We start from the raw sequence: 19,238 nt of genomic DNA on the forward strand, positions 1-19,238 counted from the left end.
CCGACCGCCTGGCCGGCGGCGTGGCCGCGTGGCTGACCGCGCGCGGCCTGCCGCCCGGCTCACGCGTCGCCATCGCTGCGCTGAACCGAGCCGAGTACCTGCTGGCGTACTTCGGCATCATGCGGGCCGGTCACGTGGCCGTGCCGATCAACATCAAGCAGTCGCAGGAGAACATCGACTACGTGCTGCGCGATGCGGACATTGCGCTCGCGTTCGTGGATGGGCCCCGCCGCGCCGGTTTCGAGGCTACCGTGCCGGTGCTGGATTTCGACGACGCCGGCCCGCAGGGGTTTGCGGCGCAGATCGTCCCCACCGCGTTCACGAGTGCCACGCCCGCGCGTGAAGACATCGCGCAGATGCTGTACACGTCGGGATCCACCGGCAAACCCAAGGGCGTGCCGCTGACCCATGCCGGACAACTGTGGGCGCTGACCGCCACGTCTGGCCCCGCGAATCCGGACGCGCCGCAAGCGCGTTATCTGCTGGCGCAGCCGCTCTTTCACATGAATGGTCTCTTCATGTCCAAGCGCGCATTTGCCAGCAACAGCCTGCTGGTGATCCAGCCCGGGTTCGACGTGGCCGCCTACGCCGATGCGCTAGCGCGCTATCGCATCACCATCCTGACCGCCGTGCCCACGATGTTTGCGCGGCTGGTCAAGGATCCCGCCTTGCTGCAGGACCGCGACCTGTCGGCGCTGGAGCGCGTGATGCTGGGCTCCGCGCCAATGACGACGGCTCTGTTCGACCGCATCCAGTGTGCTCTGCCGCACGTGCGCATCACGCACGGCTATGGCACGACCGAGGCCGGTCCCGCCGTGTTCGGACCGCATCCCGACGGCTTGCCCACGCCGCCGCTGTCGGTCGGCTATCCGCTGGACGCCGCGCAGGTCCGGTTGACGGGCGGCGCCAGCCCGGACGAAGGCGTGCTGGAAATGAAGAATCCCGCTGTGCTGGGCGGCTATCACAACCTGCCTGAGAAGAGCGCGCAGGTGCTGAACGACGGCTGGTACTACAGCGGCGACGTGATGCGCCGCGACCCCGACGGGTTCCACTACTTTGTAGGCCGCGCGGACGACATGTTCGTCTGCGCGGGAGAGAACATCTATCCCGTTGAAGTCGAGAAGCTGCTGGAATCGCACCCCGACGTGCGACAGAGCTGCGTGGTGCCACTTGCCGACGAAGAGCGCGGCCACATCCCGGTCGCGTTCGTCGTGCGGCGTGCAGGCAGCACGCTGGACGCCGACACGCTCAAGCAGCACGCCCTCGATAACGGCCCGGCTTACCAGCACCCGCGCCGCATCCGCTTCCTGGACGACCTGCCGTGGGCGGGCACCAACAAGGTCGATCGCAATGCCTTGCTGCTGGAGGCGCGCGCATTGGAAGCCCGGCATGCCTGGACACAACCGGAAAAGGAGGCCGCATGAGCGCCGCACCGGATTCCCTGGCGGGCAAGACCGCCCTCGTCACCGGCGGCAGCCGGGGCATTGGCCGCGCGATCGCGGTGGCGCTGGGCCGCAGCGGCGCGCTCGTCGCCGTGCACTACAACGCGCGGGCCGACGCCGCCCATGAAGTCGTCGGCCATATCCAGGCGGCCGGCGGTCAGGCGTGGACGTTGCGGGCCGACCTGGCGGACCCGGAGGCGGCCGAGCGGTTGGCGCAGGATGCACGCGCCAGCCTGCGCGAACGCACCGGCGACGAGGGCCTGGACATCCTCGTCAACAACGCGGGCGTAGGCCTGCGCGCCCGGCTGCCCGAGGTGACGCCGGCGGACTTCGACCGCGTGCTGCAGGTGAATCTGAAGACCCCGTTCTTTCTGATCCAGCATTGCCTGCCGTTCGTGCGCGATGGCGGCCGCATCATCAACATCTCGTCGATGGGAACCCGCGCCGCGTATGCCGAAATGAGCGTCTACGCGCCGGCCAAGGCGGGCCTGGAAGCGCTGACGCTGCTGCTGGCCAGCGAACTGGGCGCACGCGGCATCACCGTAAATGCGGTCTTGCCCGGCGCAACCGCCACCGACCTGAACCAGCGCGCCCGCGATCCGGAACTGAGCCGCGTCATCGCGCAGAGCATCGCGCTGGGCCGCGTCGGCCAGCCCGAAGACATCGCGGACATCGTGGCATTCCTGGCGTCCAACGAGGGCCGCTGGGTCACGGGACAGCGCATTGATGCAACGGGAGGACAGCGGCTGTAGCCACGCGCGATACCGGCGCGGCAACGCTGCAGGGCCGTCCGGGACGCCGGCATACCCATATACATATGTGATATCGGTATTTTTCACGCGGCCGCATGTCTCTTAGGATTTCAGCGTTCTTCTTCCCTACGCTGGAATTGCCTTGTCACGCCTTACTCCTCTGGATCCCGCCAAGCTGGATCCCGCGACCGCCCAACTCTTCAATCAGCTTCTGCAGGACTACGGCCCGTACGCGAACATGCTGAGCGCGTTCGCGCCCCGCCCGCCGGCCTTGAAGCACTTCTTTTCGTACCTGGTGCAGTCGCGCGAAGACGGGCTGATCTCGCCGCGCCACCTGGAAATAGCGCTGCTCACCGCGTCCAAGGCGCATGCCTGCCATTACTGCGTCACCCTGCACACCCCCAAGCTGGCTGCCCACGGCATCTCGCAGGAAGCCATCGACCGCCTGCTGGAACCGCAGGTGCCGGGCCTGGACGAGAAGGATCTGGTGGTCCGCGACTACGCGGTGCTGGTCACACTGACGCCGGCACAGGTTAGCGATGCGTTTTACGCGAAGCTGCAATCGTTCTTCAGCGAGGAGCAGATCGTCGAGCTGACCATCCGCATTGCGCTGTGCAGCTTCTTCAAGCGCTTCAACGAGGCGCTGGAAGTGCCGCACGAAGACGTGGTGGCCCTGGAACTGGAGCCTGGCGCAGCTTGAGGCGGCGTGCAGTCGTTTCGCCATGAGCCCTACCCCACCCCTCAAACTTGAGATCCGCAATCTCTCCAAGCGCTTTCACACCGACACCGGCCCGGTGCAGGTCCTGGACGACATCAGCCTGAACGCCGCCAGCGGCGAGTTCGTCAGCATCATCGGCCCTTCCGGCTGCGGCAAGTCCACGCTGTTCAACATCCTGACCGGCCTTCTGGAACACGACGCCGGCACCATCGCGCTGGACGGCCGACCGCTGCCCAACCTGCGCGGCCGCGTCGGCTACATGCTGCAGCGCGACTTGCTGATGCCGTGGCGCACCGTGCTGGACAACGTCCTGGTCGGCCTGGAAATCCGCGGCGCGCCCAAGGCCGAATCCGTCGAACGCGCACGCGAGTACCTGGACACCTTCGGCCTGTTGCCCTTCCAGGACATCTATCCGAAGGCGCTGTCCGGCGGCATGCGACAGCGCGTGGCCCTGGCGCGCACGCTGCTGCCAGATCCGGACGTGCTGCTGCTGGATGAGCCCTTCTCGGCGCTGGATTACCAGACCCGCCTGTTCCTGGAATCGATGCTGGCCGACACCGTCAGCAAGCAAGGCAAGACCGTAGTGCTGGTGACCCACGACATCGACGAAGCCATCGCGCTGTCCGAGCGCATCTTCGTCCTCAGCGCCCGGCCCGGCCGACTGAAAAGCGAGCATCGCATCGAGCTTGGCACCCGTTCGCCGCTGCATGCGCGCCACGACAGCCGTTTTCCCGGCTACTTCGACCTGCTGTGCCAGGAACTCGACATACAGACCGCCCGCAAGGACGGCACCCACGCATGACCCAGACCTCCGCATCTCTTGCCCAGGGCGTCGCTTCGCCCGCGCCCGCACTTCCGCGTCCGGGCGTTCGCGTTCCCGTCCTGGCGACGCAGCTTCTCATTCTTGCCGTGCTGTTTGGCGCGTGGGAAGCCGCCGTGCGCACCGGCGCCGTCTCGGGATTTCTTTTTGGATCCCCGGCCGGCGTGGTGCAGGCGGGGTGGAAACTGATCGTGTCCGGCGAACTCTGGGAGCACGCCAACTACACGCTGTGGGCGTCGGCCGCAGGCTTTGTCGTCGGCACCGTGGTGGGCACCATTCCGGGTCTGGCGCTGTGGTATTCGCCCTATGGCGCCAAGGTGGTCGAACCCTTTCTGGTCGCGATCAACAGCGTGCCGAAGATCGCCTTCGCACCGCTGGTGATTCTGTGGTTCGGCACGGGCCTGATCTCCAAGGTGGCGCTGTCGATCTCGCTGACGTCCATCGTCGCGCTGCTGGCCGCCTTTCAGGCCGCCAAGGACGCAGACCCGGACATTCAGAAGATGCTCGTGTCGCTGGGCGCCACCAAACGGCAGATCTTCGCCAAGGTCGTCGTGCCGTCGGCGCTGCCCGCCATCATCGCCACATTCCGCATCAACATCGGCTTCGCGCTGGTGGGCACGGTCGTGGGCGAATTCATCTCGTCCAAGTACGGCCTGGGCCACATCATCTTCGTCGCCTCGTCGCTTTATGACCTGAACACGGTCTGGGTCGGCATCTTCTCGCTGATGGCGCTGGGCTTCGTCCTGTACGCCGGCGTGGACATCGCCGAAAAGCGCCTGTTGCGCTGGAAAGACCAGACCTACGCCACTCAATTCAAACTGTGAAGCGCACATTGCGCCGCTGCAAACCCATGAAAATCCGTACCACCCTGCGCATCGCCGCCGCCGCGGCCGCCTCTCTGCTGTCCGTGTCGGCGATGGCCAATGACAAGGCCGTCGTCTCGGCCGCGTTCAAGTCTGTGTTCTACCTGCCGGTGTATTTCGCCGAGGAACACGGCTACTTCAAGGACGAAGGCTTGGACGTGCGCATCGACGTCGCATCGTCGTCTACGAACGCGCTGGCCGCCGTCATCTCCAAGAGTGCTGACTTCTCTCTGCACGGCCCCGAATGGACCGCAATCTCCTTCGGCCGCGGCGCGCCCGTCAAGGTGGTGGGCGGCACGCTGAACCGCCTGGGCGTGTGGCTGACCTGCAAGCCGGCCTTCGCGTTTGACGGCTTCAAGAGCCTGAAAGGCGCCACCATCGCCACCGGCGCCATGCCGACCACCAGTTCATCTGCGTTCATCAAGCTGGTCAAGAACGCCGGCCTGGACCCCAAGCGCGACGTGAACCTGCTGGAAGTGCCGCTGGGTAACGAGATCGGCCCGCTCAGTTCCGGCCAGGCCGATTGCGCGGTGCTCTACGAGCCGGGCGCCTCGCAGGCGCAGGCACAGGGCTTCAAGGTGGTTTCCGCGTTTTCGCGCGAGATCGGCCCGTACACGTTCTCGGCCATCTCCACGCGCCAGGACATTGCCCCCCAGGTCTCGCAGAAGTTCGTCTCCGGCATTGATCGCGCGCTCAAGGCGATCCGCAAGGACCCGGCCGCCGCCGTGGCCAGCGGCCTGAAGCTCTTTCCCAACCTGGATCCCGCCGTCGTGCGCGCGTCGGTGCAGCGCCTGATCGACGACGGCGTGTTCGCCGATTCCGTTGCGGTGCCCGAGCAGGCGTTGAAGGACGCGCTTCAGACCCAGATCGACCTGGGCAATCTGGACCGCATCCCTGCCGATGGCAAATGGCTGGATCTCGGCTATGCGGATTCGATAGCCGGAAAGACGTACTGACGCGCAGTCAGAAGCGGTGGCGCATACCCACCGCGTACTGGGACTGATGCCAGGACGGATCGTCCCAGGCGCCCCGCATATAGCCGTAGATGGCGTACACGTTGGTGCGCTTGGACAGGTCGTACACGTAGCCTGCCGAATAGATCTGCTGGGAATGCGTGGCGCCATCGCGTTCGAGCGCACCGCCGCCGGGCAGGCTGCCCTGCCACGATGCCATCACGGTGCTCGCGCCCGAGCGCCAGGCAGCGCCCGCCATCACGCCATGCACGGTGCTGCCCGGAAAGTAGACGCGCTGCCCGGGTGACGGCACGGCCGGAATGGTGGAGCCGTTGCGCATCACCGACCAGCCGGCATAAAGCGTGAACGCATCCACCGTCGCGCGGCCCGCAAGCGTGTACGCGTACGGACGGCGGTCGGCCCCGGCGTTCGCCATGGCGGCCGATTGCACCGTTCCGTCCGCCCAGCTCGCGCCCTCATAGGTTGCGGCGATCGAATAGCCCGGCTGATCGAACACAACGGCGGCGCTGTACAGCTTGTTGGTGGACGCGGTCTTGAATCCGCCCCCGCCGTCGTAATCCATGCTGGCATCTACACCCGCACGCAGGCCGCCCACGGAGGGACTCCAGTACGACACCGTGTTGTCGGCGCGATTGGCGTTGTACGGCAGCAGCGCGGTCTGCGCGCCGGTGATCAGATACGACGCCAGGAACGCATCGTAGTCCGCCAGCGTGGCGGACGACACCGAGGTCTGCCGCCCCAGCCGAAGGTCGCCGAAACCGCCCGACACGCCCACCCACGCCGCGCGTCCAAACAGGCGTCTGCCTTGCGCCGAGTTGCCGTTGTTGGCCAGAAAGCCGCTTTCCAGCTGGAAGTTCGCGCGCAGGCCATTGCCCAGGTCTTCGCTGCCGCGCAGCCCCCAGCGCGAGCCGGACTGCACACCCGACTGCATGTTGATGGCCGTGCCGCGTTCCTGCGTGGAAAACCCCGCGATGCTCAGGTCGACGACGCCATACAGCGTCACCGCATTTTGCTGCGCGTCGGCCGCCCATGGCGCCATCAATGCCGCGACGCCCACGGCAAACTTGCGTGCTGCCATCGCCTGCCTCACAGGTACTTGAGCCAGGCGATATCGCGGCGCGCGGCCTTCAGGCGTCCGAACCAGCGCACGGGCCAGAACAGCGCCACGGCCAGCAGGATCGAAATCAGCCACACCGACGCCATGCCATCCACGCCGAAATACTTGCCCTGGTTCAGGCCCCAGATGGCTTCGCCGCCCAGGTACAGCGCCTTCAACACGTACAGGTGCAACAGGTAGAAGAACATGGGCGCGGCGCCAAACACGCACAGCGCGCGGACCCAACCGGCCGATTGCGCGCGTTCGATCAGGACCAGCAAGCACAGTCCCAAACCCAGTGTCAGCAGCAGGAACATCAGCGACGGCGGGTATTTGGTGATGTTCACAAAGCTCATGACGGTATGGAGCGTGTCGTCCTGCACCGCCCACTTTTGCGACTGCCCGTAGCCATTGAGCGCGCGCAGGACCACAAAGCCCGCCACCGCCGCCAGCCCGGCCGTCCACAAACGGCGCTGGCGCACGGCGGCGTCCGAACCCGGCTGGAACCACGGTCCGGCCGCGTACCCCAGCGCAATCGCGCCGATCCACGGCAGCAACGGGTACGACGTGCGCAGGCGCAGCGTGTCGCTGACTTCGATCCAGCCGCGATCATGCAGCACTGCCCACGGCACGTGCATCACGTGGCCGGCGGCAAAGTGCACGGCATCCAGCGCGTTGTGGCCGGCGACCAGCACCACGCCCACGACAATGAGCGCCCAGCGCGGCAGCCACAGCAAAGCGGCCAACGACAGCATGGACAGGCCGATCACCCAGATCACCTGCAGGTACACGACAGACGGGGGAAACTGAAAGGTCCACGCGAAGTTCACGACGATGACTTCGAGGGCGATCAGGAATGCGCCCCGCTTGGCCAGAAACGCCGCCGTGGCGCTGCGGTCACCAGCCTTCGCGCCATACAGCCAGGCCGACAGGCCCGTCAAAAACACGAACACCGGCGCGCACAGATGCGCCAGCAGGCGCGAGAAAAACAGGTCCGGCGGCGTGGCGGACACGTCCATCGGGTCGCCAACCTGGTGATGCAGGAAAAAGGTCTCGCGCACGTGGTCGAGCAACATGATGACGATGACCAGGCCGCGCAGCGCGTCGATGGAACGCAGCCGGGAGGCGGCGGGAGGGGAAATGAGAGAAGCCATGGAGGAATGCGGGAGATGCTTGGAATGCCGGTCGCACGCCGGGAGGCGCGCGGCGCGAAAAAAGCCAGAATAGTAATGTAATAACATTACTGTTCCAAGACAAATCGCCCGGCTCGTCACCCACCCGGCGGTTGGCCAACCTGCACGATCGTCCGAGTGCGCCCCCGTTCCAGCGTCTTAACAGGATCTTGAGACACGCCTCCCTAGAATCCGGAACGATTCTCATTGAGGCACTCAAGATCGTCATGGCGCAACAACAAAAAACACACTCCCAGGGCGCGTTCGCCCTGAAAGCCTTGGGCATGGCGCTGGGCGCCGCCGCCTCCACGCAGGCCCACGGCCAGACGCCCCCGGCAGACAACGCGGTACTCCTGGCGCCTGTCACCGTGCAGGCCGATGCCCCGCCCTTCAAGGCCGATCGCGTGCAGTCCGGCAAGTTCACCGAGCCGCTGCTCGACACCCCGCAAAGCATCACGGTCGTGCCGCGCGCGGTGCTGGAAGAGCAGCAGGCCAAGAGCCTGCAGGACGTGCTGCGCAACGTGCCGGGCATCACGTTCAGTTCGGGCGAAGGCAATCTCGGCTGGGGCGACATGTTCACGATCCGCGGGTTTTCGGCGGAGCAAAGCATTACGGTGGACGGCATCCGCGACGCGGGGCTGTCCAGCCGCACCGACATCTTCAACCTGGAGCAGGCGGAGGTCTTCAAGGGCACGGGTTCCATCGAATCCGGCATCTCGGCCGTGGGCGGGAGCGTCAACCTGGCCAGCAAGGAAGCCCGGCTGGGCTCGTTCTACAAGATGTCCGGCGGCTTGGGCACGGACCACTACCGGCGCATCACCGCAGACCTGAATCAGGAACTGACGGACAGCGCCGCCCTGCGCGTCAACCTCATGCGCCATCACAACGGCGTGGCCGAGCGCGACGTGACGGAGTTTGACCGGTCTGGCGTCGCGGCCTCGCTGGCGATGGGCCTGGGTTCGCCCACCCGTGTCACGGTGAACTACCTGCATCAGGAAGACGACAACATCCCCGATGGCGGCGTGCCGATTCAGCGCGGCTCGGGCGGCAAGCGCATGCCCAACGTGGCACGCAATGCCTGGTACGGCGACCCCGGCTTGTACACGGAGCAGACGCGCACCGATCAGGCAACGATGAAGGTTGAGCATGACTTCACCCAAGCGGCGCGCGTGACCAACATCAGCCGCTGGCAGCAGACCGACCGCATCGGCGTGCTGGCCCCGGCGCGCTTCAATTCCACGTCGCGCACGTCGTACGGCTACGTGGGCGCCGGCCCGCTGGTGCAGAGCGCGGACGGCATTGCCTCGTACAGCGGTTTCACGCCGCTGCGCGATCCCTCGCCCTATGCCCAGTTGCGCGGCAACGACTTCGGCACGTCCAAGCGCTACACCATCCTGGCCAACCAGACCAACCTGAACCTCGACTTCCATACCGGCGGCATCAAGCATGCCGTGGTGACGGGCGTGGAGTTCTACAAGGAAACCTACGGCGACCATGCGCGCACCATCCGCGCCCCGTCCGTGAATCCCGTGCTTGACCTGCGCAACACCGGCGGCGTGGACATGGGCGGCGTGGATACGCTGAAGGGCGATTCGGGAAACAAGGCCGAAGTATTCAATGCCGGCCTGTACGCCGCGGACACCGTGACCTTCAACCCGCAATGGATGCTGCAAGGCGCCTTGCGTTACGACCGCTACCGCGTCACGCAAACGGCGGGCGCCGCCACGCAACGCGTCACCGACGGCGCCTTCAGCGGCCGCATCGGCCTGACGTACAAGCCCGTGGAGAACGGAAGCGTCTACGTTTCATACAGCCAGGCCGCGCAACCGTCGGCCATGGGCGCGTCCACCAACAACAACATCTATGGCGCCACCGGCTCCGACACCTACAAGCCGGCCGTTGCCCGCACGTGGGAACTGGGCACCAAGTGGGATGTGGCGGGCGGGGACCTGTCGTTGACGGGCGCGATCTTCCGCACGGAACTGACGGACTCATGGGAATACGGGGACGACGCCACCGATGTCGTGCGCGCCCTGCCCGCCAAGCGCGTGGACGGCATCGAGCTGGGCCTGTCGGGCAACATCACGCCGCGCTGGTCCGCCTTTGCCGGCGTCAGCGCCATGAAGAGCCGCATCACCAAGGGCGCGAACCAGGGCGAAGAAGCCAAGAACGTGCCGGACCTGACGTTCAACCTGTGGGCCACCTACGCAGCTACGGAAGACCTGTCGCTGAGCTATGGCGCGCAGTACGTGGGCAAGCGGCGTTACACGGACAACAAGTACGTCGGCGGCAAGAACAACAACAGTTCCACCGTATCCGGTCCGTACGGCACGCATCCGGTCTGGGTGCGCGACAACGAGAAGGCGCCGTCCTACTGGCTGCATTCCGTGGCGGCGCGCTACCGGCTGAACAAGAACGTGACGCTGGGGGTGAACGTGGACAACCTGTTCAACAAGTTCTATTACAGCCGCATCGGCGCCTCGCTGGATGGCTTCCAGCTGTACGGGGTGCCGGGCGCGGGACGCACGGCGCTGTTCACGGCCGACGTCGCGTTCTAACCCGCAGGAGCCGGCGCGGGGCCGGCCAGGTCCACCCGGAACTGGCTGCCCTGCCCGGGCCGCGATTGAAGCGACACGCGCCAGCCCTGGTGCTCGCAGATGCGTTGCACCAGCGACAAGCCCAGCCCCAGATTGCCGTCGTCCGGCTGATCGCCGCGCACGAAGGGGTTGAAGATGGAAGCCTGCCGTTCCACCGGAATGCCAGGACCGTTGTCGTTCACTTGAAGGTAATCAGCCCCTGCCGTGACGACGATGCTGGCCTGCGGGCCTGCGTACTGAAGCGAATTGCGGATCAGGTTGGACAGCACCGCGCGCAGCAGCGGCGCGGGGAACAGCAAGGCCGCTTCCGGGGCACCCGATGCGTTCAGCGTCAACTGCATGCCGCGCCGCTGCGCCACCGGCGACCAGGCGGTCAACTGGCCGCGCGCGGTGTCCGCGGCGCTTTCGCGCGGAAACAGGCCGGCCGCGTCGCCGCCGCGCGCCAGCATCAGGTAGGTGTCCAGCCGCTCGCCCATGTCGGCCGCGGCTGCCTCGATACGGCCAAGACGGGCCTGTCCTGCCGCGTCCAGCGTCTGTTCTTCGCGCAGCAGCTCGCAGGAACTGGAGATCACCATCAGCGGCGTACGCAATTCGTGCCCCACGTCGGCCGTGAAAAGCTGCTCTCGTCTGAGCGCCTGTTCGAGCTGGTTGTAGGTCGAGTCGAAGGCGGCCGCAAGCTGGCCGATCTCGTCCGGCGGATAGTCTTCGGCCAGCCGGGTCTGCGGCGGCTGCGCGCCGCGCGTATTGACCTGGGCGGCCAGCCGCGCAAGCGGGCGCAGCAGACGCCGCGTTGCCAGGATGCCCAGGACAAACGCCAGCGCCAGGCTGGCCGCCAGTCCCGTCACCGCGGTCCAGTGCGACGCCGACTGGTTCTGCTCGTACTCGGTGTAGTCGCGCAGCAGCATGTAGCGCTGGCCCTTGAAGTCGTCGACCATCACATGCCAGACGCGATCGTTGCGCTCGATCTTGTGAAATCCCGGCGCCAGCGGGCGCAGCCAGTCAGGAAACGCCGCGCTGCCCGGATCGCCATGAAAGAAGCGATTGGGCCGCCCGGGATCGATGCCCGCCAGGAAATCGCCCCGCACCCGCTCCACCGCCATGCCCATGTCGATGCGCTGAAGATGCGCCTCCAGCTTGCCGACGCTCCACACCGACAACCAGGTCAGCAGGCCCGCCACCAGCAGCGCCAGGGCGACATAGGTCAATACGAGATGGCGCGCCAGCCCGCGCCGCGCCGCGCGTCTGCCCCGGTTAACCATCGTTCGCGGCCCGCAGCTGGTAGCCGATGCCATGCACCGTGTGCAGCAGCGGCGTGTCGTAGGGCTTGTCGACCACGTGGCGGATCTGGTGGATGTGGGTGCGCAGGCTGTCGCTGTCAGGCGGCGAGTCGCGCCACAGCGCCTCTTCCAGCCGGGCGCGATGGACCACTGCCGGGCTGGCGCGCATCAGCAGGGTCAGCAGTTGCAGCGGAGACGGCGGCAAGCGCAGCGGCTGGCCCGCCCGCGCTAGCGCCAAGGTGCCGGTGTCCAGCGTCAGGTCGCCCACGCGCAGCACGCGGGCCGCGCCCGCCCCGCTGGCGCGATGCAGCAGCGCCTTGACCCGCGCGGCCAGTTCGGCCAGCGCAAAGGGCTTGACCAGGTAATCGTCCGCGCCTGCGTCAAAGCCGGTCAGGCGGTTATCCAGCGTATCGCGGGCCGTGACCATGATGACGGGGGTGTTGCACGCCGCCTCGGTGCGCAGCCGGCGGCACAACTCGTAGCCGTCCAGCCGCGGCAGCATCAGGTCCAGCACGATCAGGTCAAATTCGCCGGACGCCGCCATCGCATAGCCGCGCTGGCCGTCTTCGGCGCAATCGACGATGTAGCCGCGCCGCGTCAGGTGATGGGTGATGTTGGCAAGAATGTCGGGGTCGTCTTCGATGACGAGAACGCGCATGGCGGGATCGCTCGGCGAATAACAATCAATCTCACATTGTAGGGGCGCGGCCAAAAGCGCGGCGGCGATGCGGCGGCATTGCCACAGCCGCTGCGCGTCTTAACGAATTCTTGAGGAGGGTTGGCGGACACTGCCCGGCGATAAGAATGGTTCGCGTTACCTGCACCCCGCGGCTGACGCCCCTGAAGGATTCGCCATGCGTTCGATTGCCCTTTTCCGTGCGGCCGTGACCGCCGCCGCCCTGATCTGCGCCCTGCCCGGCGCCCATGCCCGCGAGGTCACCGACCTGGCCGGCCGCGTCGTGACGGTCCCCGACCACCCGAAACGCATTCTGCTGGGCGAGGGCCGCTTCGCTTTTGCGATGGCGCTGCTGGACCGGCACGATCCCGTGGCGCGCGTGGTCGGCTGGCAGGGAGAGCTGAAGCAACAGGATCCCTATTCCTGGAACCAGCTCGTCAAGCGCTTCCCCAAGGCGGCCGATGTGCCGCTAATCGGCAAGACGTCGGAGGCCAGCGTCAGCCCGGAAAAGATCGTCTCGCTGCGGCCCGACGTGGCGATCTTCAGCGTCAGCGGCCATGGGCCGGGCCGCAACAATCCGATGATCCCGGCGTTGCAGGAAGCCGGCATCCCGATCGTTTTCATCGACTTCCGTCAGCACCCCGTGCGCAACACCGTGCCCAGCATGCGCATCCTGGGCCAGGCGCTGGATCGCGAAGCCGAGGCGGAAAGCTACATCGCCTTCTATGAAGACCACCTTGCCCGCGTGCGCACGGTCGTGGAACCGGTGCCGCAGGCGCAGCGGCCGCGCGTCTTTGTGGAGATGCTGGCGGGCGTGTGGCCGGCCTGCTGCCACACCACCGGCAACGGCAGCTTCGGCGACCTGCTGGAAGCCGCGGGCGGCGTCAATGTCGCGGCGCCCGTGCTGCCCGGCGCGATCGGCGACGTGAGTCTTGAGTTCGTCATCGACGCCAAGCCGGATGTCTACATCGCCACCGGCAGCCGTTCCGAACCCGGCCGTCCGGGCCTTCTGGCCGGTCCCGGCGCCGATCCGAAGGTATCCGCCGACAGCCTGACCACGCTGCTGGACCGCGACGGCATCCGCGATCTGGACGCCGTAAAGCAGCATCGCGCCTACGGCATCTGGCATGCGTTCTACAACTCGCCCTACAACGTTGCCGCCATCGAGGCGATGGCCAAATGGCTGTACCCCGAACGCGCCGCCGCGCTGGATCCGCAAGGCACGCTGGACGCGCTGTACGGCCAGTTCCTGGATCTGGACAACGCGGGCGCCTTCTGGACGTCTCCGGCCGCATCTGCAAAGTAGTCCGCCATGACCGGATTCGCCCCCGCCGCCGCATCGCCCGCGGCGTCAGTGCCTGACGACCCCATCGCCGCGTACCGGCGCGCGGTGCGCAAGCGCCTGCTGCTGACCGTTGTACTGGTGCTGGCCATCGTGGCCAGCCTGCTGGCTGATATCGCGAGCGGACCGGCCTCGCTGTCCTTGCCCGAGCTGCTGCACACGCTGCTGCACCCCGATGTGTCAGACACCGGCACGCGCGTCATCGTCTGGCAATTCCGCTTGCCCTATGCGCTGATGGCGTTGCTGGTCGGCGTGGCGCTGGGCCTGGGCGGCGCCGAGATGCAGACGATGCTGGACAACCCGCTCGCCAGCCCCTACACCCTGGGCGTCTCGGCCGCAGCGGCGTTCGGCGCGTCGCTTGCCATTACGTTGGACTGGCATCTGCCCGCGCTGCCGGCCGGCATGACGGTTTCCGTATCGGCGTTCGCCTGCACGCTGCTGTCCGTGCTGGTGCTGGAACGCGTGGCGCGCTGGCGCGGCGGCTCGACGCTGGGCGTGGTGCTGTTCGGGATTGCGCTGGTGTATTCGTTCCAGGCGCTGGTAATGCTGCTGCAATTCGTCGCCAGTGAGGAAGCCCTGCAAGGCATCGTCTTCTGGACGATGGGCAGCCTGGCGCGCGCCAACTGGACCACCGTCGGCGTCATGGCCGCAGCGCTGGTCCTGGCCATTCCGTTTTCGATGCGCGACGCCTGGAAGCTCACCGCCGTGCGGCTGGGCGAGGAACGCGCGGCCAGCTTCGGCATCGACGTCAAGCGCCTGCGCCTGGTCAGCCTGCTGCGCGTGAGCGCGCTGGCGGCGCTGGCCGTCTCGTTCGTCGGCACGATCGGCTTCGTCGGCCTGGTCGCGCCGCACATCGCCCGGCTGCTCTTGGGCGAAGACCACCGCTACTACCTGCCGGGCAGCGCGCTGGCCGGCGCGCTGATCCTGTCGCTGGCATCCGTGGCGTCCAAGACCGTGCTGCCCGGCGCGCTCATCCCGGTCGGTATCGTGACCTCGCTGGTCGGCATTCCCTTCTTTCTCACCATCGTCGTGCGCGCCCTCAAGCGCGCCTGACGGCATCAACCGCAACTAGGAGACACCCCGATGAAATTCCGCCTGACGCTGACGCTCGCAGCCCTGATGATCGCCGGCACGGCCCACGCCGCCCCCGCTTGCTCGATCGACGTCGAAGGCCGTCCCGGCAAGCAATTCGGCCCGGACCACATCGTCGTGCCCGCGACCTGCCAGGACTTCACCGTTCGCCTGATTCACACGGGCAAGAACAGCAAGGAAAAGGCCGGCCACAACTGGGTGCTGACCAAGACGGAAGACATCGACGCGGTGATGGTCGACGGCATCAAGGCCGGCGCCAGCAGCGACTTCCTGGCGCCGGGCGACGCCCGCATCCTGGCCAAGACGCCCATGCTGGGCGGCGGCGAAACGGCCACCGTCACCTTCCCCGTCAGCCGCCTGCGCGCGGGCCAGTCGTACACCTACTACTGCTCGTTCCCCGCGCACGCGCAGCACATGCGCGGCACGCTGGTGCTGCAACCCTGACGATGACGAAGCTTCGCATCCAGGCCCTGTCCGCCGGCTATGGCGGGCGGCCGGTGCTGCGCAACGCCAGCGCCGGCCCCATGCCCGAAGGCGCCGTCACCGCGTTGCTGGGGCCGAACGGCAGCGGCAAATCGACGTTGCTCAAGACGCTGGCCGGTTTGCACCCGGTAATGCAAGGCGTGATCTGGCTGGACGGAGAAGACCTGGCCAACGCCAGCCCGGCCCGCCGCGCCGAATGCGCGATGTACATGCCGCAGGCCCTGCCGAAGGGCGTGCACATGACCGTCTTCGAATCCGTGCTGGTAGCGGCACGATCCGGCCGGCATGGGCAGCCGGGCCATGCGCTGATGGAAGACGCGATGGCGGTCATCACCGAGCTGGGCATCGCGCCGCTGGCCAGCCGCCACCTGGACGAACTGTCCGGCGGGCAGAAGCAGCTGGCGTCGCTGGCGCAGGCACTGGTGCGGCGTCCGCGTCTGCTGCTGCTTGATGAACCCTTGTCGGCGTTGGACCTGAACTATCAGTTCCACGTCTTGGACGTGCTGCGCCGACAGACGCGACAGCACCGCCTGATCACGTTGGTGGTGCTGCACGACTTGAACATCGCGCTGCGGCACGCCGACCACGCGCTGCTGCTGCACGCTGGCGCGATCGAAGCCGAGGGCCTGCCGGGCGATGTCGTGACGCCCGACACGCTGCACCGCGTGTACCGCGTGCGAGCGCGTGTCGAACATTGCCCGCAGGGCCAGGCGCAGATCCACGTGGATGGGCTGTCCGAACGGTCAGCCACTTAGGTTTCCAACACTCGCGCAGCTGCCTTGACCCGCATGGCCTCGCGGGCCGATGCCCCGGCCGGCGCAGACGCACCGGTATATAGTCACCCCTTGTGCCATTCAGGGAGTCCGCCGTGACGAGCCGCCGCGCCTTTGCATTTCTGCTCAGCCTGCTTGCCGCGCCCTCTGGCGCCGCGATCGTCTACAACAATCACGGTCTCGTCGTCGACGTGGCAACTGGCAGCCGCAGTGACTGGAACACCGGTCAGCGCCAGACCACGCGCGCCACCAGCATCACCTTCCAGGGCAAGCCCTTGTGCGGCACCGACGTCGGCGCGCTGCTCTATCCTGGCAGCAATGCGCGGCAGGCTCGCGCGTTCTTCTGCCCCGGTCCGGTCGCCATGCTGGAAACCGATGCGGTGCTGGCGTTCTTCACCAGTTCCAGCGCCAGCACCGTGCTCGCGCATCTGCAGGTCGTCAACGGCTCACTACGTGTGCAGCGCCTGCCGCTTTCCGACAAGCCGGACCGCGACAGCATCCACGGCACGCGGTTCGAGGACGCGCGCCTGCCCGGCTGGACGCGCGTGAACTCGGCCTGGAACGAAACCGTGATGATTCGCCACGCGCCGCTGAACGCGCTGAATCTCGGCCCCGGAAAGCTGCTGGACATTGCCGGCGACGTGGCCTATCTGGTTATCCCGCCGGGCCGTAAGGTCGTCGTGCTGCAGCCAGCCGCCCGCGTGAAGGACGCGCACGGCGATCTGCAATACGTGCCAGAGATCACCAAATTCGTGGATGCGCCCCTGGCGTTCCGCGCGGTGCGCATGAGGGATGGGCGCGAGGTGGCGCGGCTGGATTTCGACGACACGTGCGTGGGTCTGCCGGCCCTGCAATTCGAAAGGTCCGACGCAAAACCCGCTTCCAGCGCCACGCCCGCCATCGCGTTTGACGACGTGCCGGCGTGGCGCGCAAGCGCTTTGGAACTGACCCAGACGAATGGCCGCGCGACGCTGCGCTTGAAACCGGGCGTGCAATTGCCGCGCAAGCCGGGCTGCCAAGCCGGCGGAACGCCCGGTTGAACTTCAGATCAAGAACTGCCGGTAAGCCTCGTTATCCGTTTCTTCGGCGTGCGCATAACCGAGCTGCCGCAAGAACCCATCCAGCGCTGCATCATCGGCGACCGGCGCCTGAATGCCCACCAGCGCCGAACTGAAGTCCGTGCCTTGATTGCGGTAATGGAACAGGCTGATGTTCCAGTTGGGCGCCATCGCCGACAGGAACTTCATCAGCGCGCCCGGCCGCTCGGGAAACTCAAAGCGAAAAAGGCGCTCGCCGCCCGCCAACGGCGAACGTCCGCCAACCATGTAGCGGATGTGCTGCTTGGACACCTCGTTGTTCGTCAGGTCGCTGGCCGAGAACCCTTCTGCCTGCAACGCGGCCAGGATTTCGGCGGCTTCGCCGCGCCGCGCAATCTGCACGCTGACAAAGATGCGGGCGGTACGCGCGTCTGCGATCCGGTAATTGAACTCCGTCACGCTGCGCTGGCCGATCACCCGGCAGAACCGGCGGAAGCTGCCACGCTCTTCCGGGATGGTGACCGCGAACACCGCCTCGCGCGCCTCGCCCACTTCGGCGCGGTCCGCCACAAAGCGCATGCGGTCAAAATTCATGTTCGCGCCCGACGTGATCGCCACCAGCGACTGCCCGCGCGCGCCTTCGCGCTCCACGTACTTCTTCAACCCCGCCACCGCCAACGCACCCGCGGGTTCCAGCACGCTGCGCGTATCCAGAAACACATCCTTGATCGCCGCGCAGACCGCGTCCGTGTCCACCAGGATCACCTCATCCAGATATTCGCGGCACAGACGGAAGGTTTCCTCGCCCACCAGCTTGACGGCCGTCCCGTCCGAGAACAGACCGACATCGGCCAGGATGACCCGCTCGCCCACGCGCAGCGATTGCGCCATCGCGCAGGAATCCTCGGTCTGCACGCCGATGACCTTCACGCCGGGATGCACCGCCTTCACATAGGTCGACACGCCCGCCGCCAGACTGCCGCCGCCGATCGGCACGAAGATGGCATGCAGCGGCTCGGGATGCTGGCGCAGGATCTCCATGCCCACTGTGCCCTGCCCCGCGATCACGTAGGGATCGTCGAACGCGGGCACGAACGTCAGGCCCTGCTCCTGCGCCAGCGTCTGCGCATGGGCGTAGGCGTCGTTGTACGAATCGCCCGCCTGCACCACCGTCACGGTCGGGCCGCCATGCGCGCGCACCGCGTCCACTTTCACCTGCGGCGCCGTCTGCGGCACGACGATGATGGCCCGCACGCCCAGCTTGGCCGCCGAAATCGCGACGCCCTGCGCATGGTTGCCGGCCGACGCCGTGATGACCCCGCGTTCCAGCGCGGCGCGCGGCGTGTTGCGCATCTTGTTGTAAGCGCCACGCACCTTGAACGAGAACACCGGCTGGTTGTCTTCGCGCTTGAAATGAACGGTGTTGCCCAGCCGGGTGGATAGCCCACGCGCCAGGTCCAGCTCGGTTTCACGGGCAATGTCGTATACCCGGGCGGTCAGGATCTGCCGCAGGTACTCCATCGGCGTGGCGGCGCCGGCCTGGAATGCCGAGGGTGCGTGGGAGGATGAATCGGACATGTTTTCTCTGCTTGGGTTGCTTGCCCGGCAGAGGCGGCCACAAAAAACCCGCCTCGTGGGGCGGGTGGCTTGTGACTGTTGCGGTCGCGCGCTAACCCACCATTCCAGGAATGATGGTAATAATCAGCGAAATGCGGACGGCGCGGAAATTCATGGGGCGTACTTTCCTCCTATCGCCCGGCTTTGTCAAACGCCGATTGCCGGCGCTTTGATGCCAAATTCCGCCCGCCCGTGCAATACGTCCCCCAAAAACCGTCATAAGCATATTGCGGCGCCATCAAGAAATAGAACCATTTCCCGGCGCAATGCGTAGCACGGTATTACAATGGAAGGTTCGTGGCGGTCGCACCTTCCAAGGCGGACCCGGATACGGCCCATTTATCGGCCGGCCGGTCCAGCCAAACAATAGGACGGGCGGCAGTCATGTTGGTGGGACGGCTTGCCTGCGCGTCCCGCCATACGAACCCACTCTCGACAACATCTACCGGCGTACGCCGCATAGCATGTTCGGGTTTGCGCGTTAATCGCCTGAGCCGAACAGATTCA

Annotated in this window: 17 protein-coding genes; 12 read left to right on the forward strand and 5 right to left on the reverse strand. The window is 66.6% G+C overall.

What is annotated here, in order from left to right; genetic code table 11:
• The 6 genes from B3446_RS12895 to B3446_RS12920 form a co-directional block, all read left to right on the forward strand.
• On the forward strand, positions 1-1,424 hold a 1,424-nt coding region (locus tag B3446_RS12895; RefSeq protein ID WP_291381539.1), incomplete at its 5' end, for a class I adenylate-forming enzyme family protein.
• Positions 1,421-2,194 carry an SDR family oxidoreductase gene (locus B3446_RS12900; RefSeq protein ID WP_291381541.1) on the forward strand — a complete coding sequence of 258 codons (774 nt, stop codon included), beginning with the start codon at positions 1,421-1,423 and terminating at the stop codon, positions 2,192-2,194. The genes B3446_RS12895 and B3446_RS12900, both read left to right, overlap by 4 nt.
• 142 nt (positions 2,195-2,336) lie before the next feature.
• Positions 2,337-2,894 (forward strand): carboxymuconolactone decarboxylase family protein, encoded by a 558-nt coding sequence (locus B3446_RS12905; RefSeq protein WP_175121445.1) that lies wholly within the window; start codon positions 2,337-2,339, stop codon positions 2,892-2,894.
• Between the two features lie 22 nt (positions 2,895-2,916).
• Complete coding sequence (locus B3446_RS12910; protein WP_291381544.1) at positions 2,917-3,714, forward strand: ABC transporter ATP-binding protein; 798 nt, start codon at positions 2,917-2,919, stop codon at positions 3,712-3,714.
• The gene (locus tag B3446_RS12915) at positions 3,711-4,556 is read left to right on the forward strand and encodes an ABC transporter permease (protein ID WP_291381545.1); all 846 of its coding nucleotides are present in this window, start codon (positions 3,711-3,713) and stop codon (positions 4,554-4,556) included. The genes B3446_RS12910 and B3446_RS12915 overlap by 4 nt, the downstream gene beginning before the upstream one ends.
• A 26-nt stretch (positions 4,557-4,582) precedes the next feature.
• On the forward strand, positions 4,583-5,551 hold the full coding sequence (locus B3446_RS12920) for an ABC transporter substrate-binding protein (protein WP_291381547.1): 969 nt from the start codon (positions 4,583-4,585) through the stop codon (positions 5,549-5,551).
• Positions 5,552-5,558: 7 nt separating this feature from the next.
• Here B3446_RS12920 and B3446_RS12925 read toward each other — a convergent pair whose 3' ends face one another.
• Positions 5,559-6,647, reverse strand: a complete 1,089-nt coding sequence (locus B3446_RS12925; RefSeq protein ID WP_291381549.1) for a porin — start codon at positions 6,645-6,647, stop codon at positions 5,559-5,561.
• A gap of 8 nt (positions 6,648-6,655) precedes the next feature.
• The gene (locus B3446_RS12930) at positions 6,656-7,819 is read right to left on the reverse strand and encodes a DUF1624 domain-containing protein (protein WP_291381551.1); all 1,164 of its coding nucleotides are present in this window, start codon (positions 7,817-7,819) and stop codon (positions 6,656-6,658) included.
• A gap of 245 nt (positions 7,820-8,064) precedes the next feature.
• On the opposite strand from B3446_RS12930, the gene B3446_RS12935 reads away from it, so the two are divergent.
• Entirely contained in the window at positions 8,065-10,395 is a 2,331-nt protein-coding gene (locus B3446_RS12935) for a TonB-dependent receptor (RefSeq protein ID WP_291381553.1), read from the forward strand.
• Here the strand turns inward: B3446_RS12935 and B3446_RS12940 are convergent.
• Both B3446_RS12940 and B3446_RS12945 read right to left on the reverse strand, forming a co-directional pair.
• Positions 10,392-11,639, reverse strand: coding sequence for a sensor histidine kinase (locus B3446_RS12940; protein ID WP_224776818.1), 1,248 nt, complete (start codon positions 11,637-11,639; stop codon positions 10,392-10,394). The two genes, B3446_RS12935 and B3446_RS12940, sit on opposite strands and share 4 nt — an antisense overlap.
• Positions 11,640-11,685: 46 nt before the next feature.
• Positions 11,686-12,369, reverse strand: a complete 684-nt coding sequence (locus tag B3446_RS12945; RefSeq protein WP_291381555.1) for a response regulator transcription factor — start codon at positions 12,367-12,369, stop codon at positions 11,686-11,688.
• 196 nt (positions 12,370-12,565) lie between these two features.
• Here B3446_RS12945 and B3446_RS12950 point away from each other — a divergent pair, with 196 nt between their 5' ends.
• From B3446_RS12950 to B3446_RS12970, 5 genes are all read left to right on the forward strand, one after another.
• Positions 12,566-13,693, forward strand: a complete 1,128-nt coding sequence (locus tag B3446_RS12950) for an ABC transporter substrate-binding protein (RefSeq protein WP_291381557.1) — start codon at positions 12,566-12,568, stop codon at positions 13,691-13,693.
• Between the two features lie 6 nt (positions 13,694-13,699).
• Positions 13,700-14,782 carry a FecCD family ABC transporter permease gene (locus tag B3446_RS12955; protein ID WP_291381559.1) on the forward strand — a complete coding sequence of 361 codons (1,083 nt, stop codon included), beginning with the start codon at positions 13,700-13,702 and terminating at the stop codon, positions 14,780-14,782.
• Between the two features lie 30 nt (positions 14,783-14,812).
• A complete protein-coding gene (gene azu, locus B3446_RS12960; protein ID WP_291381561.1) occupies positions 14,813-15,265 on the forward strand; it encodes an azurin in 453 nt (150 codons plus the stop codon).
• Positions 15,266-15,267: 2 nt separating this feature from the next.
• Positions 15,268-16,059, forward strand: a complete 792-nt coding sequence (locus B3446_RS12965) for an ABC transporter ATP-binding protein (protein ID WP_291381563.1) — start codon at positions 15,268-15,270, stop codon at positions 16,057-16,059.
• 113 nt (positions 16,060-16,172) lie between these two features.
• Entirely contained in the window at positions 16,173-17,117 is a 945-nt protein-coding gene (locus B3446_RS12970) for a hypothetical protein (RefSeq protein WP_291381565.1), read from the forward strand.
• Positions 17,118-17,120: 3 nt separating this feature from the next.
• On the opposite strand, the gene ilvA is transcribed toward B3446_RS12970, so the two are convergent.
• Positions 17,121-18,692, reverse strand: coding sequence for a threonine ammonia-lyase, biosynthetic (gene ilvA, locus B3446_RS12975; RefSeq protein ID WP_291381567.1), 1,572 nt, complete (start codon positions 18,690-18,692; stop codon positions 17,121-17,123).
• Positions 18,693-19,238 lie beyond the last annotated feature (546 nt).

The organism is Achromobacter sp. UBA5777, from assembly GCF_002418565.1.
GTDB classification, from domain to species: domain Bacteria; phylum Pseudomonadota; class Gammaproteobacteria; order Burkholderiales; family Burkholderiaceae_B; genus Achromobacter; species Achromobacter animicus.

Excerpts from the sequence above, each read along its gene's own strand:
- B3446_RS12945 (WP_291381555.1), bottom strand. The coding sequence starts at position 12,369 with ATGCGCGTTCTCGTCATCGAAGACGACCCCGACATTCTTGCCAACATC.
- B3446_RS12915 (WP_291381545.1), top strand. The coding sequence starts at position 3,711 with ATGACCCAGACCTCCGCATCTCTTGCCCAGGGCGTCGCTTCGCCCGCG.
- B3446_RS12925 (WP_291381549.1), bottom strand. The coding sequence starts at position 6,647 with ATGGCAGCACGCAAGTTTGCCGTGGGCGTCGCGGCATTGATGGCGCCA.
- B3446_RS12930 (WP_291381551.1), bottom strand. The coding sequence starts at position 7,819 with ATGGCTTCTCTCATTTCCCCTCCCGCCGCCTCCCGGCTGCGTTCCATC.
- B3446_RS12920 (WP_291381547.1), top strand. The coding sequence starts at position 4,583 with ATGAAAATCCGTACCACCCTGCGCATCGCCGCCGCCGCGGCCGCCTCT.
- B3446_RS12910 (WP_291381544.1), top strand. The coding sequence starts at position 2,917 with ATGAGCCCTACCCCACCCCTCAAACTTGAGATCCGCAATCTCTCCAAG.
- B3446_RS12955 (WP_291381559.1), top strand. The coding sequence starts at position 13,700 with ATGACCGGATTCGCCCCCGCCGCCGCATCGCCCGCGGCGTCAGTGCCT.
- ilvA (WP_291381567.1), bottom strand. The coding sequence starts at position 18,692 with ATGTCCGATTCATCCTCCCACGCACCCTCGGCATTCCAGGCCGGCGCC.
- B3446_RS12965 (WP_291381563.1), top strand. The coding sequence starts at position 15,268 with ATGACGAAGCTTCGCATCCAGGCCCTGTCCGCCGGCTATGGCGGGCGG.
- B3446_RS12950 (WP_291381557.1), top strand. The coding sequence starts at position 12,566 with ATGCGTTCGATTGCCCTTTTCCGTGCGGCCGTGACCGCCGCCGCCCTG.
- B3446_RS12900 (WP_291381541.1), top strand. The coding sequence starts at position 1,421 with ATGAGCGCCGCACCGGATTCCCTGGCGGGCAAGACCGCCCTCGTCACC.
- azu (WP_291381561.1), top strand. The coding sequence starts at position 14,813 with ATGAAATTCCGCCTGACGCTGACGCTCGCAGCCCTGATGATCGCCGGC.
- B3446_RS12935 (WP_291381553.1), top strand. The coding sequence starts at position 8,065 with ATGGCGCAACAACAAAAAACACACTCCCAGGGCGCGTTCGCCCTGAAA.